16 protein-coding genes are annotated in these 14,878 nt (G+C 67.7%); 12 read left to right on the top strand and 4 right to left on the bottom strand.

All coding sequences use genetic code 11. The features are described from left to right. Positions 1-120 precede the first annotated feature (120 nt). Positions 121-1,398, top strand: a complete 1,278-nt coding sequence (locus ASG52_RS23955; RefSeq protein ID WP_056248935.1) for an MFS transporter — start codon at positions 121-123, stop codon at positions 1,396-1,398. 9 nt (positions 1,399-1,407) lie between these two features. Here the strand turns inward: ASG52_RS23955 and ASG52_RS23950 are convergent, their stop codons facing one another. After that, positions 1,408-2,277 carry a dienelactone hydrolase family protein gene (locus ASG52_RS23950; protein WP_056249894.1) on the bottom strand — a complete coding sequence of 290 codons (870 nt, stop codon included), beginning with the start codon at positions 2,275-2,277 and terminating at the stop codon, positions 1,408-1,410. Positions 2,278-2,393: 116 nt separating this feature from the next. On the opposite strand from ASG52_RS23950, the gene ASG52_RS23945 reads away from it, so the two are divergent. Beyond that, entirely contained in the window at positions 2,394-3,689 is a 1,296-nt protein-coding gene (locus ASG52_RS23945) for an MFS transporter (protein WP_056248933.1), read from the top strand. A 67-nt stretch (positions 3,690-3,756) separates the two neighbouring features. Here the strand turns inward: ASG52_RS23945 and ASG52_RS23940 are convergent, their stop codons facing one another. After that, complete coding sequence (locus ASG52_RS23940) at positions 3,757-4,383, bottom strand: 2-hydroxychromene-2-carboxylate isomerase (protein WP_056248931.1); 627 nt, start codon at positions 4,381-4,383, stop codon at positions 3,757-3,759. 205 nt (positions 4,384-4,588) lie between these two features. Between ASG52_RS23940 and ASG52_RS23935 the strand changes: the two genes are divergently transcribed. Next, entirely contained in the window at positions 4,589-5,830 is a 1,242-nt protein-coding gene (locus ASG52_RS23935; RefSeq protein ID WP_056248928.1) for an argininosuccinate synthase, read from the top strand. Between the two features lie 168 nt (positions 5,831-5,998). Here ASG52_RS23935 and ASG52_RS23930 read toward each other — a convergent pair whose 3' ends face one another. Together ASG52_RS23930 and gph are read right to left on the bottom strand one after the other, a co-directional pair. Further along, positions 5,999-6,553: a hypothetical protein gene (locus ASG52_RS23930; protein WP_056248925.1), complete on the bottom strand. Its 555-nt coding sequence runs from the start codon at positions 6,551-6,553 to the stop codon at positions 5,999-6,001. A gap of 175 nt (positions 6,554-6,728) precedes the next feature. After that, positions 6,729-7,439: a phosphoglycolate phosphatase gene (gene gph, locus ASG52_RS23925; RefSeq protein WP_056248922.1), complete on the bottom strand. Its 711-nt coding sequence runs from the start codon at positions 7,437-7,439 to the stop codon at positions 6,729-6,731. A 243-nt stretch (positions 7,440-7,682) separates the two neighbouring features. Between gph and ASG52_RS23920 the strand changes: the two genes are divergently transcribed. The 9 genes from ASG52_RS23920 (at position 7,683) to ASG52_RS28820 (ending at position 14,776) form a co-directional block, all read left to right on the top strand. Next, complete coding sequence (locus ASG52_RS23920) at positions 7,683-8,198, top strand: hypothetical protein (RefSeq protein ID WP_056248920.1); 516 nt, start codon at positions 7,683-7,685, stop codon at positions 8,196-8,198. A 148-nt stretch (positions 8,199-8,346) separates the two neighbouring features. Then, entirely contained in the window at positions 8,347-9,060 is a 714-nt protein-coding gene (gene rpiA / locus ASG52_RS23915; RefSeq protein WP_056248916.1) for a ribose-5-phosphate isomerase RpiA, read from the top strand. A gap of 47 nt (positions 9,061-9,107) precedes the next feature. Continuing rightward, positions 9,108-9,677, top strand: coding sequence for a DUF2059 domain-containing protein (locus ASG52_RS23910; protein WP_056248913.1), 570 nt, complete (start codon positions 9,108-9,110; stop codon positions 9,675-9,677). A gap of 155 nt (positions 9,678-9,832) precedes the next feature. Continuing rightward, positions 9,833-10,981 carry an O-antigen ligase family protein gene (locus tag ASG52_RS23905; RefSeq protein ID WP_200945663.1) on the top strand — a complete coding sequence of 383 codons (1,149 nt, stop codon included), beginning with the start codon at positions 9,833-9,835 and terminating at the stop codon, positions 10,979-10,981. Beyond that, positions 10,978-12,363 (top strand): glutathione-disulfide reductase, encoded by a 1,386-nt coding sequence (gene gorA, locus ASG52_RS23900; RefSeq protein WP_056248910.1) that lies wholly within the window; start codon positions 10,978-10,980, stop codon positions 12,361-12,363. Before ASG52_RS23905 ends, gorA begins: the two co-directional genes overlap by 4 nt. A 75-nt stretch (positions 12,364-12,438) precedes the next feature. Beyond that, positions 12,439-12,687, top strand: a complete 249-nt coding sequence (locus ASG52_RS23895) for a DUF6471 domain-containing protein (protein WP_056248905.1) — start codon at positions 12,439-12,441, stop codon at positions 12,685-12,687. A 149-nt stretch (positions 12,688-12,836) separates the two neighbouring features. Further along, positions 12,837-13,349, top strand: coding sequence for an NUDIX domain-containing protein (locus ASG52_RS27545; protein ID WP_156384110.1), 513 nt, complete (start codon positions 12,837-12,839; stop codon positions 13,347-13,349). After that, on the top strand, positions 13,312-13,923 hold the full coding sequence (locus ASG52_RS27540; RefSeq protein ID WP_156384109.1) for a hypothetical protein: 612 nt from the start codon (positions 13,312-13,314) through the stop codon (positions 13,921-13,923). The genes ASG52_RS27545 and ASG52_RS27540 overlap by 38 nt, the downstream gene beginning before the upstream one ends. Before the next feature lie 79 nt (positions 13,924-14,002). Next, a complete protein-coding gene (locus ASG52_RS28820; protein ID WP_502691109.1) occupies positions 14,003-14,776 on the top strand; it encodes a DUF8453 domain-containing protein in 774 nt (257 codons plus the stop codon). The last annotated feature ends 102 nt before the right edge of the window (positions 14,777-14,878 follow it).

Raw genomic sequence — 14,878 nt, 5'->3', positions numbered from 1 at the left:
CGCTTTTCAGGACGGATGTCCTGGAAAAACCCGCTCCGCGCGGCGCTCTTCGCGCCGCGAAGCCGCAGATGCGGCTTCGGGCGCCCACCCTGAAACCCTCGCTGCCCCTCGGAGCCCGGCATGCCCACGCCTGCCCCCTCGGCGCCCGCGCGCCTGCATTACGGCTGGATCGTCGCGGGCGTGACCTTCCTCGTCCTCTTGGTCGGTGCGGGGGTGCGGGCGACGCCGGGGGTGCTGATCGTGCCGTGGGAGCGCGAATTCGGCTGGAGCACCGCGACCATCAGCGGGGGAATCGCCCTCAACATCTTCCTCTACGGCATGATCGGGCCGTTCGCGGTGGCGATCATCGAGCGGTTCGGCCTGCGCCGCTCGGTCTGCGCCACGCTCGTGGTGCTCGCCATCGGCACCGCCGCCACCGTGCTGATGCGCGAGGTCTGGCAGATGGTGCTGCTGTGGGGCCTCGTCGTCGGCGCGGGCACCGGCATGGTGGCCAACGTCCTCGGCGCCACCGTCGCGGCGCGCTGGTTCGGGCGCCATCGCGGTCTCGTGGTCGGGCTCCTGACCGCGAGCGCCGCCACGGGACAGCTCGTGTTCCTGCCCGTGCTGGCCCACCTCGCCGAGGGGCCGGGCTGGCGGACGGTGGCGCTGACCGTCTCGCTCGCCGCGCTCAGTTTGGTGCCGCTCGTGGCGTGGCTGATGCGCGACCGCCCGGCCGATCTTGGCCTGCCCCGCTTCGGCGAGACCGTGATGCAACCGGCCCCAAAGGGCGGGATCAACCCGGCCCGGCGCGCGCTCCAGGGCCTCGCCACGGGCCTGCGCTCGCGCGACTTCTGGCTCCTGTCGGGCACCTTCTTCATCTGCGGCGCCTCGACCAACGGGCTCATCGGCACCCACCTGATCCCGGCCTGCATCGACCGCGGCATCCCGGCGGTGACGGCGGCGGGCGTGCTGGCCCTGATGGGCCTGTGCGACCTCGTCGGCACCACCGCCTCGGGCTGGCTCACCGACCGCACCGATCCACGCCGCCTGCTCGCGTGGTATTACGGCCTGCGCGGGCTCTCTCTGATGTTCCTGCCCTACTCGTTCGACTTCAGCGTCTACGGCCTGTCGCTGTTCGCCGTGTTCTACGGCCTCGACTGGATCGCCACCGTGCCGCCGACCGTGAGCCTCGCGGGCAAAGTCTTCGGCGAGGAGAACGCAGCGCTGATGTTCGGCTGGATCGCCGCCGCCCACCAGATCGGCGCGGCCAGCGCCGCCTGGGCGGCGGGCGCGGTCCGCACCGGCACGGGCGATTATTTTTCGGCGTTCGTCTCGGCGGGGTTTTTGTGCATCGCCGCGGCGATGATGGCTTTGTTCGTCGGCACGCGGCCGCGGGACGCCGTGCCCGTGGCCGCGTGACGAGCGTCCTCAGGCCGCCCCGTTCGCCTTGAACCACGCCAGCGCCTTGCCCCACGCCTCGGTCGCCGGCCCCTCGCGGTAGGTCGGGCGGTAATCGGCGTGGAAGCCGTGGGGGGCGTCGGCGAACACCTCGATCTGCGAGGAGCTGTTGGCGGCCTTCAGGTTAGCCTGCATCTGCTCGATGATCGGCATCGGGATGTTGTCGTCCTTGCCCGCGTAGAGGCCGAGGATCGGCGACTGGAGTTCGCCCGCGACATCGACAGGGTTGCGCGGCTTCAAGTCCGAGGGGGGCGAGGCCGCCCCACCCAGGATGCCGTAGAAGGCGACCCCCGCCTTCAGCGTGTTGGTGTGGGCGGCGTAGAGCCAGACGATGCGCCCGCCCCAGCAGAAGCCGGTGATGCCGAGCCGCTTCACGTCCGCCGAGCCGCTGAGGCCGGCAAAGGCCACCGTGGCGTCGAGGTCGTCCATCACCTGCGCGTCCGGCACCTTCGGCACGATCTGTGTCCGGATCGTCGGGATGTCGGCCTTGGTGGCGTCGCCCTGGCGGGCGAACAGGTCGGGGGCGATGGCGTAGTAGCCGAGCTTGGCAAAGCGCCGGCACACGTCCTTGATGTGTTCGTGGACCCCAAAAATCTCCTGCACGACGAGCATGATCGGAAAAGGTCCGCCGGAGGCCGGCATCGCCCGGTAGGCCGGGATTTCGACGCCGAGCGAGGGTACCTTCACCTCGCCCGCGACCAATCCGTCGGTCGGCGTCGTGAGGGTGGCGGCCGAGACCGGCTGGACGGCCAGCGCGAAGCCCGCACCGAGGCTCGTCTTGAGGAACGCGCGGCGGCCGGGCTCGGCGCTCGCGCGATCGTGTCGGGATTCGTCCTGCATGCCGCCGTCCAATGCCTCGTCATGCCCCCGCCCCCTCATACCTGCGGGGCGGCCCCGCGGGAACAGGCCGGCGGTCCGACGGCTTGAACGGCCCGGCAAGACGATCAGGAATCGGAATGAACGTCCACGACACAGCACAGACGACCCGCCTCGACCGCAAGGCGGTGGGCGCAGTGGTGCTGGGCAACGCACTCGAATTCTACGACTTCACCGTCTACGCCTTCTTCGCCAAGGCGATCGGCGAGACGTTCTTTCCCGGCGGCAGCGCCACCGACAGCCTGCTCGCCTCGCTCGCCCTGTTCGGCATCGGCTACGTGATGCGTCCCGTCGGCGGCGTGCTGATCGGCGCCTTCGCCGACCGGGCGGGGCGCAAGCCGGCGATGCTGCTCACCATCGGCCTGATGGCCATCGGCATGCTGATGCTGGCGGCCTGCCCCGGCACCGCCGTGCTCGGAGGCTGGGCGCAGGCCATCGTCATCGCCGGGCGGCTGATCCAGGGGCTGGCGCTCGGCGGCGAGGTCGGGCCCTCCACCGCGTATCTGGTCGAAGCGGCTCCGGCGAAAAGCCGCGGCTTCGTGGCGAGCTGGCAGATCGCCAGCCAGGGCTGCGCCGCGCTGGTCGCGGGCCTGTTCGCCACCGGCCTGACGCTGGCGCTGGGCGACGCCGCCATGGCGGATTGGGGCTGGCGGGTGATGTTCGGCCTCGGCCTCCTCGTGGTGCCGGTCGGCCTCGTGATCCGCAGCCACCTGCCCGAGACCGCGGGCGCCGAGCAGGACCCCGACGCCGCCGCCTCGACCGGCGCCGTCGTGATGCGGCTGCTGCGCGAGCACGGCCGGCTCCTCGGCCTCACCTTCGTGGTGATCGCGGCCTCGACCGTCTCGAACGCCATCGGCACCAACATGCCGGTCTATGCCGGCGCGACGCTCGGCCTGTCGGAGACCGCCGCCAACGCGGTGCCGATCGCGCTCGGCCTCGCCTCGGTCGCCTTCCCGCTGCTCGGCGGCTGGCTCGCCGACCGCTACGGCCGGCGCCCGGTGCTGATCTGGCCGCGCGCCCTGATCCTCGTGGCGGCCGTGCCGGCGTTCGGGTGGCTCCTGCGCGAGCCCGGTGCGGCGGCCGTCTACGCCGTCACCTTCCTGCTCTCGGCCCTGTCCTCGATCAATGCGGCGGCGATCATCGTGGCGATCCCCGAAGCGCTGCCCCGCGCCGTGCGCTCGGCCGGGCTGTCGATCGTCTATGCGCTGTCGGTCTCGGTGTTCGGCGGCTCGACGAACTACCTCGTCAACTGGCTGATCTCGACCACCGGCGACCGGATGATGCCGGCCTATTATCTGGCCGCCTTCAGCCTCGTCGGCACGCTCGCGGCGTTCCTGCTGCCGGAGACGCGCGGGCGCGACTTGAAGAGGGGCTGAGGAACCGTCCGCCTTTCCCACCCACACCCTCATCCTGAAGGGCTGGGTGGGAAACGCCGAAAAAAAACTACCGCAGCCCCGCTGGCCGGTCCCCCGCAGCCCAGGCCAGCGCCTGTTCCAGCCGGTCGTTGCCCCAGAACAGTTCGCCGTCCTCGGCCAGAAAGCTCGGCGCGCCGTAGATGCCGCGCGAGCGCGCCTCTTCGCCCGCGACTTTGAGACGGCCCTTGTTGGTCTCGGCGGAGGCCGCCCGGAGGATCGCGGTGCCGTCGAGGCCGATCCGGTCGAGGACTTTTGCCACCGCCGCCGGCTCGGCGATCGATTCGCCGCGGGCAAAGCTCGTCTCGAACACCGCTTTGGAGAACGGCACCAGCCAGTCGTGGTCGGCGCCGTAGGTCGCCGCGCGGGTGGCGGCGAGCGAGTTCTGCGGAAACGGGCTCGGGCGCGTCACCGGCGGCAGGCCATAGCGCGCCGCCTCGCGGTCGAGGTCGCGCCACATGTTGCGGCCCTTGGCCGGGTAGAGAACGAACGGTGAGTTGGTCCAGCCGTGTGCGGCGAAGATCGGCCCGAGCAGGAAGGGCCGCCATCGGATCTCGACATCGGCCGCCTCCGCCAGCGCCTCGATGCGCATCGCCGCAAGGTAGGAGTAGGTCGAGGCGAACTCGTACCAGAATTCCAGGGTCGGCCGCCGCGCCATTCAGCCTGTCTCCGTTCCGGTGTTCGCCGGGGTGTGACCATCGTCGCCCCGGAGCCGCTCGGCCGCAAGGGACGGCAGCGCCGCAAGAGGCGGGCCGCACCGGACAACCTTGGCCATGCCGGCCCGGTTGCGTGGCGCTCCGGCCTGCTGTTAAGCCGCAATCGACCGCGCCCGCGCGCCCGATCCTTTCCCGGAACCCCCGCCGATGTCCGACGCCAGCCCGAACAAGCCCGTCAAGAAGGTCGTGCTCGCCTATTCGGGTGGGCTCGATACCTCCATCATTCTCAAGTGGTTGCAGACGACCTACGGCTGCGAGGTCGTGACCTTCACGGCCGATCTCGGCCAGGGCGAGGAGCTGGAGCCGGCCCGGCGCAAGGCCGAGCTTCTCGGCATCAAATCGGAAAACATATTTATCGAAGACCTGCGCGAGGAATTCGTCCGCGACTACGTCTTCCCGATGTTCCGCGCCAACGCCGTCTACGAGGGCGTGTACCTGCTCGGCACCTCGATCGCCCGGCCGCTGATCGCCAAGAAGCAGATTGAGATCGCCGAACGCGTCGGCGCCGACGCCGTCTGTCACGGCGCCACCGGCAAGGGCAACGATCAGGTCCGGTTCGAACTCGGCTACTACGCGCTCAAGCCCGACGTGACCGTGATCGCCCCCTGGCGCGAGTGGGACCTGCGCTCGCGCGAGCAGCTGATCGCGTTCGCCGAGCAGCACCAGATCCCGATCGCCAAGGACAAGCGCGGCGAGAGCCCGTTCTCGGTCGATGCCAACCTCCTGCACGCCTCCTCCGAGGGCAAGGTGCTGGAGGACCCGGCCGTGGAAGTGCCGGACTACGTCTATTCCCGCACCCTCTCGCCCGAAGAGGCGCCGGACACCCCCACGATCATCACCATCGGCTTCGAGCGCGGCGACGCGGTCTCGATCGACGGCGAAGCGCTGTCGCCCGCCGCGCTGCTGGCGAAGCTCAACGAGTTGGGCCACGCCAACGGCATCGGCCGACTCGATCTGGTGGAAAACCGCTTCGTCGGCATGAAGAGCCGCGGCATGTACGAGACGCCCGGCGGCACCATCCTGTTGCCGGCCCACCGTGCCATCGAGTCGATCACGCTGGACCGGGGTGCGGCCCACCTCAAGGACCAGCTGATGCCGCAATACGCGGAGCTGATCTACAACGGTTTCTGGTTCTCGCCGGAGCGCGAGATGCTCCAGGCGCTGATCGACAAGAGCCAAGAGAAGGTCACCGGCGAGGTCCGGCTCAAGCTCTACAAGGGTGGCGTCCACGTCATCGGCCGCACGAGCCCGCACTCGCTCTACGATCAGGACCTCGTCACCTTCGAGGAAGGCGCCGTCGCCTACGACCACCGGGATGCCGCGGGCTTTATCAAGTTGAACGCGCTCCGGCTGCGCACGCTGGCGCAGCGGAAGAAGCGGGAAGGCTGAGGCCGACCGGCTGACTCCAACCCTCCGTCGTCATTCCGGGTCGCTGCAGGCGAACCCGGAATGACGGCTGGCCGCAACCCTATAGCCGCGCATCACAGGTTGATTCCGGGTTCCGCTACGCGACCCCGGAATGTCGGCGGAGAGGGTAAGGCTGCTTTCCAGCCAACCTTACCCCTTCGCAAAGAACCCCGGCGCAAGGTCGCCGTACCGCAAAAAGATCTGCATCGCCGGCTGCATCTCGCGGTGCAGCCGCTCGGATTCCGCCTGCGCCCCGGCACCGTAGGGCTGCGCGGTATCGATCGCCGGCACGTCGGCCGCGGCGTCCCAGCGCACTTGGAGCCGCGGGATCAGGGCGAGGTGGGCGTCGGTCACCTCGAAGGTGATGTGCTCGGGCGTCTCGCCGGTCTCGTCGTCGCGGAAGACGTCGCCCAAAGCCGTCGAGGTCAGCTTGGCCAGCGGGTTGTGGTACTGGTAGCGGCCGGGCCGGAGCACGGCGTGGCGCAGGAACACGGCCAGCGCGTCGCCCATCGCCCGGTGCTCCTCCTCGGCCCCCTCGTCGTCGCCGGTGACGTTGAAGATGTCGTCGTCGCGGTCGGCGCTGCCGTAGGGCGCGTCCGGGTGGACGATCGGCGCGCCCATCCCGGCCGGGTTCCAGGCCACGACCAGCCGCCGGATCAGGGCGATGCGCTCCAGCGTCAGCTCGAAGGGGGTCGGATCGCTCATCGTGCCTCTCGCCGCCGGGGCCTCCCGGTCGAGGCTCAGTGGCGCAGGCGCCGGGCCGGTGCAAGCGCATCGACGACACTCGGACGAAACACCACCGTCATTCCGGGGCGCCGAAGGCGAACCCGGGATGACGGCTGAAGACCCCGCGTCGATCCGCGCCCGAAGCCTTACTTCATCAAGCCGCGGGCTTCACTTCCGCTCTCCGAAAGGCATGGGGCACCAGCGCGGCGACCGCGTCCACCAGTTCGTCGAAATGCTCGATGGTCCAGTCGGGCTTCAGCGCGCGCATCGGCACCGGGGTGTAGCCGAAGGTGACGCCGACGACCGGGATGCCGCAGGCTTGGGCGGCGGCCACGTCGGCGCGGGAATCACCCACCATCACGGCGCGGGTCGGATCGCCGCCGGCCCGCGCGATCGTCGCGGTGATGTGGCGCGGGTCGGGCTTGGAGAAGGCGAAGGTGTCCTTGCCGACGATGACGGGGAAGCGGTCGCGCACGCCGAGTTCGTCGAGCAGCGCGACGGCGTGCGCCTCGACCTTGTTGGTGCAGACCGCAAGCACGAAGCCCTCGGCCTCCAACCGGTCGAGCGCGGCGACGACGCCCGGAAACAGATGGGAATTGTCGCTGAGATGCGCGCCGTAATGCTCCAGGAAGGCCTCGAACAGCACTTCCAATCGCTCGGCGCTCAGTTCGGCGCCCGAGGCGGCGAAGCCCCGCTGGATCAGCGCGCGGGCGCCGGCGCCCAAGAGGTCGCGGGCCTGTTCGAGCGGCAGCGGCGCGTGCCCCTCGCGGGCGAGGATCACGTTGAGGGTGCCGACGAGGTCGCCCGCGGTCTCGGCGAGGGTCCCGTCGAGATCGAACACGGCGATCGGGGGAAGAACGGTCATCGGCGTCCCAAATCGAAACACTGTCAAGCTGGCTAGCGGTCGTCTCCCCGACGATCAACCCCGACGGTTGACCGAGCGTTAGCGCGCGCGCCCCTGTTGCGTTCCTGCCGCCCCTCGATCGGCCCTCGATCGGCCCTCGATCTTGGCGTTTCGCCCAAGCTCCGCCATGGAAACCGCGTCTGATGGCGGCGTCGCAGGCTTCGACTTGTCCCCGTTATCCCCGCTCCTCACTCCGGCTGATCCATGCGCTCGCTTTCGGCTTTTCTCCCCGCCCGTCTCGCCGGCTGCGCGCTGTTGGCGGCGCTCGCCTCGACGGGGGCGGCCCGCGCCGCGGGCTCGTACGAGTTCGTCGCGGCGCCCGCCGTCGATCTCAACCGGATCTACCGGATCGACCGCGCCACCGGCGAGGTCACGTCCTGCCAGTACGGCCTGCGCGACGACAGCGTCGGCGTGACGCTGTGCTTCGCCGCCGGAGAGGGGGCCGGGCCGCAGGCGCCGGGGGAGTACGGGCTGATCGCCTCGCGCCACGCCCGCGAGTCGGGCATCTACCGCGTCAACCTTCGCACCGGCACGATGAGCGCCTGCTACGTCCAGATCCGGCAGGAGCTGGTGGTCTGCACCGAGCAGGCCGGCCCGCCGCCCGCGGGCACCGCCAGCGGCGCGGGCGCGGCGGCCACCGGCCCGGCGCCCGGCCGCGCCGGCCCGAGCGCCACGCCGCCGCAGGGCGGGCAGAGCGGCGGGCAACAGGGCCGGCCCTGACGCGCAGTTTCACGAGCGAGCGACCGAGCTTCGCACGGCCCTCGCCCGGCTTTTGCCGCGGTGGGGGGCGTGCTAGGGGCCTGCCCGTCCTTCAGCACGCGAACCGGGGCCGTCCGCCCATGACGCATCTGTTTCCGGAGATGGTCTCGTGAGCGCGCCCGATCTGCGTCGCGCCGCCGCCGCGCGCGCGCTCGAACTGGTCGAGCCCGAGATGCGGCTCGGCATCGGCACCGGCAGCACGGCCGCCGCCTTCATCGCGCTGCTCGGCGACCGGGTGCGCGCCGGCCTCGACGTGATCGGCGTGCCGACCTCGGAGGCGACGCGGATCGCGTGCGAGCGCGAGGGCATCCGGCTCGCGACCCTCGACGAGTTGCCCGAACTCGATCTCACCATCGACGGGGCCGACGAGGTCGATGCCAACCTGCGGCTGATCAAGGGCGGCGGGGCGGCGCTGTTGCGCGAAAAGATCGTCGCGATGGCGAGCCGGCGCATGGTGGTGATCGCCGATGCGGCCAAGCGGGTGGAGACGCTCGGCGCCTTCCCGCTGCCGATCGAGGTCAACGGGTTCGGCCTCGGCGCGACGTGGCGCGCGGTCGAGGCGGCGCTGGCAGAGAGCGGCTGCGCCGGCAAGCCCCTGACCCGCCGGCTCGATGCCGCGGGCGAGCCGCTTCTCACCGATGGCGGCCACGCGCTCCTCGACGCGCATCTGGGCAGCATTCCCGATCCGGAAGGGCTCTCGGCCCGGCTCTGGGCGGTGCCCGGCGTGGTCGAGCACGGCCTGTTCCTCGGCATTGCCGACACCGCCTTCCTCGCCGAGGCCTCCGGTTCGGAGGCCCGCGTCACCGTTTTGAGTCGCCCTTGACCCGTCCGGCGCTCGCTGCCCTTCGCATTCTTCGGAGCCATTTTCGCATGCTGCCCCGTCTTGCCGTCCTGGCTGCCCTCCTCGCCCTGGCCGCCCCCCAGGCCGCCCTCGCGCAGGCCGCCAAGCCCCCGGCCCCCGCGCAGAAGCCGACCGCCAAGCCCGGTACGCCCGCGCCGCAGCCCCCGGCCGAGCCGGAGCTGACGCCCTCCCACCTCGCGCTCGCCCGCGAGGTGATGCTGGGTTCGGGCATGAGCCGCTCCTTCGACTCGATCATCCCGACCATGTCGGACCAGATCCGCAAGAACGCGGTGACCCGGCCCGATCTCGGCAAGGACCTCGACGAGGTACTCAAGGGTCTCGAGCCCGAGATGACGCTGCAGAAGAACCGGCTGATCGAGATCGCCGCGCGCATCTACGCCAAGCGCCTGAGCGAGGCCGAGCTGAAGGAGATCATCGTGTTCTTCCGCTCGCCCGCGGGCAAGCGCTACGTCGAGACCCAGCCGCAGATCCTCGACGACATGGTCGGCGCCATGCAGGACTGGACCCAGGAAGTCTCGGAATACATCATGATCCGCACCCGCGCCGAGATGGGCAAGCGCGGCCACTCGCTCCAGTGAGGCCCGCTCAAGCGCTTTCCGACGAAGTGGGCACCGGTTCGTCGCAAGAAAGCGCGGCAAAACAAGAGGCTGGAGGCGTGACCCGACCCAACGGGGTCGGGCACGGCTCGAGCGCGGCGCGCCTCGACGCCGCCGGGGCGGTCGCGCTGGCGCTGATGCCGGTGATCCTGGTGCTCGCCAACCGGTCGAGCCCGCTGGTGGCCGGCATCGCCGCGCTCCTGTTCCTTATGGGCGCCATCGCCGAGCACGGCGCGGGCGCGGTCCGCCTCGTCCTTCGCCCGCTCGCCGCGCCACCGGGGCTGGCAGCGCTCGCCTTCCTGGCGTGGTGCCTCGCGGCCTTCGCCTGGAGTCCGTTCCCCGGCCTGTCCGCGCGGGCTTTTTCCGAGTTCGTCCTCGCGCTGCTCACCGCCTACCTGCTGGTCCGCCTCGCGCCGGGGCGGATGCCGGACTGGGGCCCAGCGCTCGCCGCCGCGGGGCTCGCCGCCGCCTGCCTGTTCATCGCCGGAAGTCTGGCCGCCGACCTCGCCCTGCAGCAGGCGCTGGGGCAGCGGGTGGCTCTGTTCATGTTCAACCGGCCGCTGCTGACCGCCGTGCTTCTCGCCGGGCCGCTCGCCGCCCTGCTGGCGCTACGCGGGCATCGCCTCGCCGCATTCGCGCTTCTGGCCGTGACGGCCTTCGCGGTTCTGCGCTCGATCAGCGGGGCGGCCGCGATGGGGATGCTGGCGGGCGCCGGGCTCTTCGCCGTCGCGTGGTTCGCGCCCAGGCGCCTCGTCCTCGCATCGGCCGCCCTGATCCTGTTCCTCGCCTTCGCCCTGGCGCCGGTCGAGGGCGACATCCTCGTCCACTTCATGCCGGAGGCGGCGCACGAGCGGCTGGTGCAGAGTTCGTCGCGCGCCCGCGTCGCCATCGCCCAGAGCTTCGGGGCGGCGGTGGCGGAAGCGCCGCTGATCGGCTCCGGCTACGGCACGTCCTTACGCTTCGCCGAGGTGCCGGCGGCCGCCGGTCTCGCGCCGGAGATGCGCACGATGCTGGCGGTGGGCCACCCCCACAACAGCTTCCTCCAGATCTGGGCCGAACTCGGCCTCGTCGGCGCGGTTCTGGGAGCGCTGGCGGCGTTCTTGGGACTATGGGCCGCCGCCACGCTGCCGCGTACCCTGTTCGCGACGGCCTTGGGGCTTCTCGGCGCGGCCGTGGCCATCATGTTCGTCGAGCACGGGGCGTGGCAGGCTTGGTGGACCGCGGGATTGGGCGCCGCCCTGGCATGGCTGCGCACAGCCTGCACCGAACGAGTGAGAATCCCATGAGCGACAGCTTCGACGTCGACCTGTTCGTGATCGGCGGCGGCTCCGGCGGCGTGCGGGCGGCGCGGATCGCCGCCGGCCACGGCGCCAGGGTGATGCTGGCGGAGGAATACCGCGTCGGCGGCACCTGCGTGATCCGCGGCTGCGTGCCGAAGAAGCTGATGGTCTATGCCGGGCGCTTCGCCGACGAGTTCGCGGACGCCGCGGGCTTCGGCTGGCACTTCGATACGCCGCGCTTCGACTGGGCCGCGCTGAAGGCCTCGCGCGACGCCGAGGTGGCGCGGCTGGAGGGCATCTACGGCCGCAACCTCGCCGGTTCCGGCGTCGAGGTGGTGGCGGAGCGCGCCGTCATCGAGGACCCGCACACGGTGCGCCTCCTCGGTTCGGATCGCACCGTGCGGGCGAAATTCATCCTGATCGCGGTCGGCGCGAGCCCGGTCCACGAGCCGCTGATCCCCGGCGCCGAACTCGCCATCGACTCGAACGGCGTGTTCGATCTGAAGACCCAGCCCGCGCGCATCCTCGTGGTCGGCGGCGGCTACATCGCGGTCGAGTTCGCGGGCGTCTTCGCCGCCCTCGGCACCAAGACCACCCTGCTCCACCGCGGCCAGACGCTGCTGCGCGGCTTCGATCCCGAGATCGCCACCGCGCTCGGCGAGGCCTATGCCGAGCGGATGGACCTGCGCCTCGGGCGCACCGTCGAGCGGCTGGACCGCCATGACGGCGCCATCCGGGCGACGCTGAACGACGGTGAAACGCTCGACGTGGATTGCGTGCTGGTGGCGACGGGCCGGCGCCCCAACGTCGAGGGCCTGGGCCTCGACAAGGTTGGCATCGCCCTCGATGCGCGCGGCGCGATCCCCGTCGAGGCGGATTCGCGCACGACCGTCCCCTCGATCTACGCGGTCGGCGACGTGACGGGGCGGGCCGCGCTGACGCCCATCGCCATCCGCGAGGGCCACGCCTTCGCCGACACGGTGTTCGGCGGCAAGCCCTGGTGCGTCGATCACCGCCTGATCGCCACCGCGGTGTTCTCGACCCCCGAGATCGGCGTGATCGGCCACAACGAGGACGTGGCCCGCGAATGCTACGGCGAGATCGACGTCTACAAGGCGAGCTTCCGCCCGATGAAGGCCACGCTGTCGGGCCGCAACGAGCGCGTCATCATGAAGGTGCTGGTCGAGCGCGCCGGCGACCGCGTGGTCGGCGTCCACGTGATGGGGCCGGATGCCGGCGAGATCATCCAGGCGGTCGGCATCGCCGTCACCATGGGGGCCACCAAGGCCGATTTCGATCGCACCATCGCGGTCCACCCGACGCTCGGCGAGGAACTGGTGACGATGCGGACGCCGTTCGTGGTCAAGCATCCGGTCGGGGTGGGTTAGAGCCGTGATAGCTTTGACAGTGTGTCAAGCAAAATCTATCGTTTCCGATAGCTCTCGGAACTGATAGGTCGCAGAATGCAGATAGCGAAGACGGAAGCGGAGTGGCAGTCCCGCGCCAGCGCCTTCCTTAAGGCCAAGATGAAGGAAAAGGGCGTGACCTACGTGGGTCTCGCCGAACGGTTGATGGAGCACGGCTTCAAGGAGAGCGAGGCGTCGATCACTATGAAGCTCAAGCGCGGGACGTTCGCTGCGACCTTCCTGTTTGCGTCCCTCGCGGCGCTAGAGGTCGAGGGCCTTGCGCTCACCGAACTGACCGAGCCTTGAGGCCGCCGATGCCGACTCACCGGCAACTATTCCTTAACCTTCTCAGCCCATTAGACGCCGTTATTTTTACAGAAGCTTAGCCATTCAGCCGCAAGCTATGACATAGGGCGCGCGCTCCCATTGCGCTGCCATGACCACAAAGGTCCGCCATGCGCGTTGACGATGATATGCTAGTCGACACGGTGGATAACAGCAATCACGCTGTTGGCCGAATGATTAGACGCGCCTTGCTGCCCAATGGGGCTAATTTCCGCACGGTGCATGTGCTGCTTAGATCGCCCCCCGGCCAGCTAGTATTGCAAAAATTGCGCGACGACCACCCGAGAAGCCCAGGCAAAATTGGTTCGTCCGTTGCCGGATACTTACGCGCAGGCGAGACATACGAAAGCGCAGCTAAGCGCAAGCTCTACGACGAAATGCGGTCACGCGCCAAGCTCGCTTTTATCGGCGAGCTTTCGATGATAGACAAAGGATCAGAGAAGTTTGTCCATGTTTACGGTGGACGTAGCGTGAAGATGCCCGATTTTGACCACGAACAAATCGCTCGCCTTATCTACCTGAGCCAAGCCGAGATTGAGAGCCGGTTAGAAAATCATCCAGAGCAATTTACGGAAACATTTCAACATGTCTTTCGAACGGTTGGATCCAAAGCTTTCAGATGAAGATTTAGAGAAACAGAAACGAGAGCTTTTGCTGAAGATCTATGCTTCGACATTGGATGAATATAGATTCAATGTTAACATAGGGTGGGATCAGACAAAGTTTTACGTCACCACTTCGTCTGCCGCAACCGCGGCAGGCGTAGGCTTGTTGCGATTGGCAATCGATAGCAAGATATTATCTGCTTTTATGATATTATATTTCTTATTGCCGGGTTTCATTGCGCTGCTGGGATTTAAAACTACTGAGGTCAGAAAGAAGTACATAAGAGAAGCTAATCTCAAGAAAACTTTAGTGGAGCTTGAGCTGGGTTTATTTAAGGATACTATCCCTGAAGTTCCAGGCACCCATCTTGGAATAGCGGTCACACCAGGGCAAAAAGGCGTACTTACAGCCATCATCAAGAGAAGAGACCGGGCAAATGATCCAGTAAAAATTGGAACCGTAGTCCATTTCACAAAGCTATTGTTTTATGGACTTGTAGCAATCTCGGCTACAGGTGCATCTCTATCATATATAAATCTTTTGCTTCTCTCCGACGCTGCTAGCGACCAGCAAAAAATCGAACGGCGTTAGCTGGTGAAGCAGAACTCTTGCATCCTCAGCTGCAATCGGCTGCACTACGGTTCCGCTTAGCAACCTTTAGGGGATCGCTGTGCCACATGGTCGTGTCAGGCTTCTAGCGGCTCTCATATGCCTCTTCTTCTTTGTCGTCCTTGGGTTAGGCGGCAGCGCTATAAGCCACTTTGTGGACGACTCACGAGAAAATTATAGATACTGCAACATCGATAATGAGGCCGAGAAGCACAAGGCTGATAAAGAATGTAAGAGCCTCCTGTACCGGGCCTATGAAGACCCGGTTGCTCTCTTCACCGCGGTCTTGACGGCCGCCACCGTTGGTCTGTTTGGAGCCACTTACTTCCTCTGGCGCGCGACCCGTGATCTGGTTCGCGGGGCTGACAAAACCGCCGAAAAACAACTGCGGGCCTACATATCCGTTGACAAGGCGGGGATGGCTCAGGATTGGCCAAGCTCCAACGTCAACTTTACTGTGGTTGTCAGAAACTATGGCCAAACACCTGCTTATAGGGTTCAGACTTGCGTTCAGCCTGCGTACGGAGGTGCCGATAAAGTCCCCTTTGATGAAGAGTACACCTTCCGATCTGAGTCCGTGATTGGCCCCGGTTCTAGCGTAACCATAAGCGGGTCGGTCGAGCTCACACCTGAAAAGTTGGAATTTGTCCGGAAGGGTGAGTGCAAAATCTTCGTATGGGGCCGCGTTAATTATAGGGACGCCTTCGATCAGGAACGGTTCTTTTCCTTCAAGGCGTACAACGAGGGCGCCCAAACCATGGTTGCCCCTGACCGCACATCCACCTACCTCGTGTTTGGCGTGTCCCCTGCCCGGAATGGCTACCAAGCCAACTAGAGCTGTTGCCGACCGCTGCGAGTCGTTCGGGGTTCCCTGGCACGGCGTGATCTGATTCCCTTTGGTCCTCGACAGGAGGATTGATGGGCTCAGCGTTGTCAT

Origin of the sequence: Methylobacterium sp. Leaf456, assembly GCF_001425465.1 — a bacterium.
Taxonomy (GTDB): Bacteria; Pseudomonadota; Alphaproteobacteria; order Rhizobiales; family Beijerinckiaceae; genus Methylobacterium.
The sequence above is the reverse complement of the archived record's forward strand: the minus strand, read 5'-3'. Positions and strand labels throughout refer to the sequence as shown.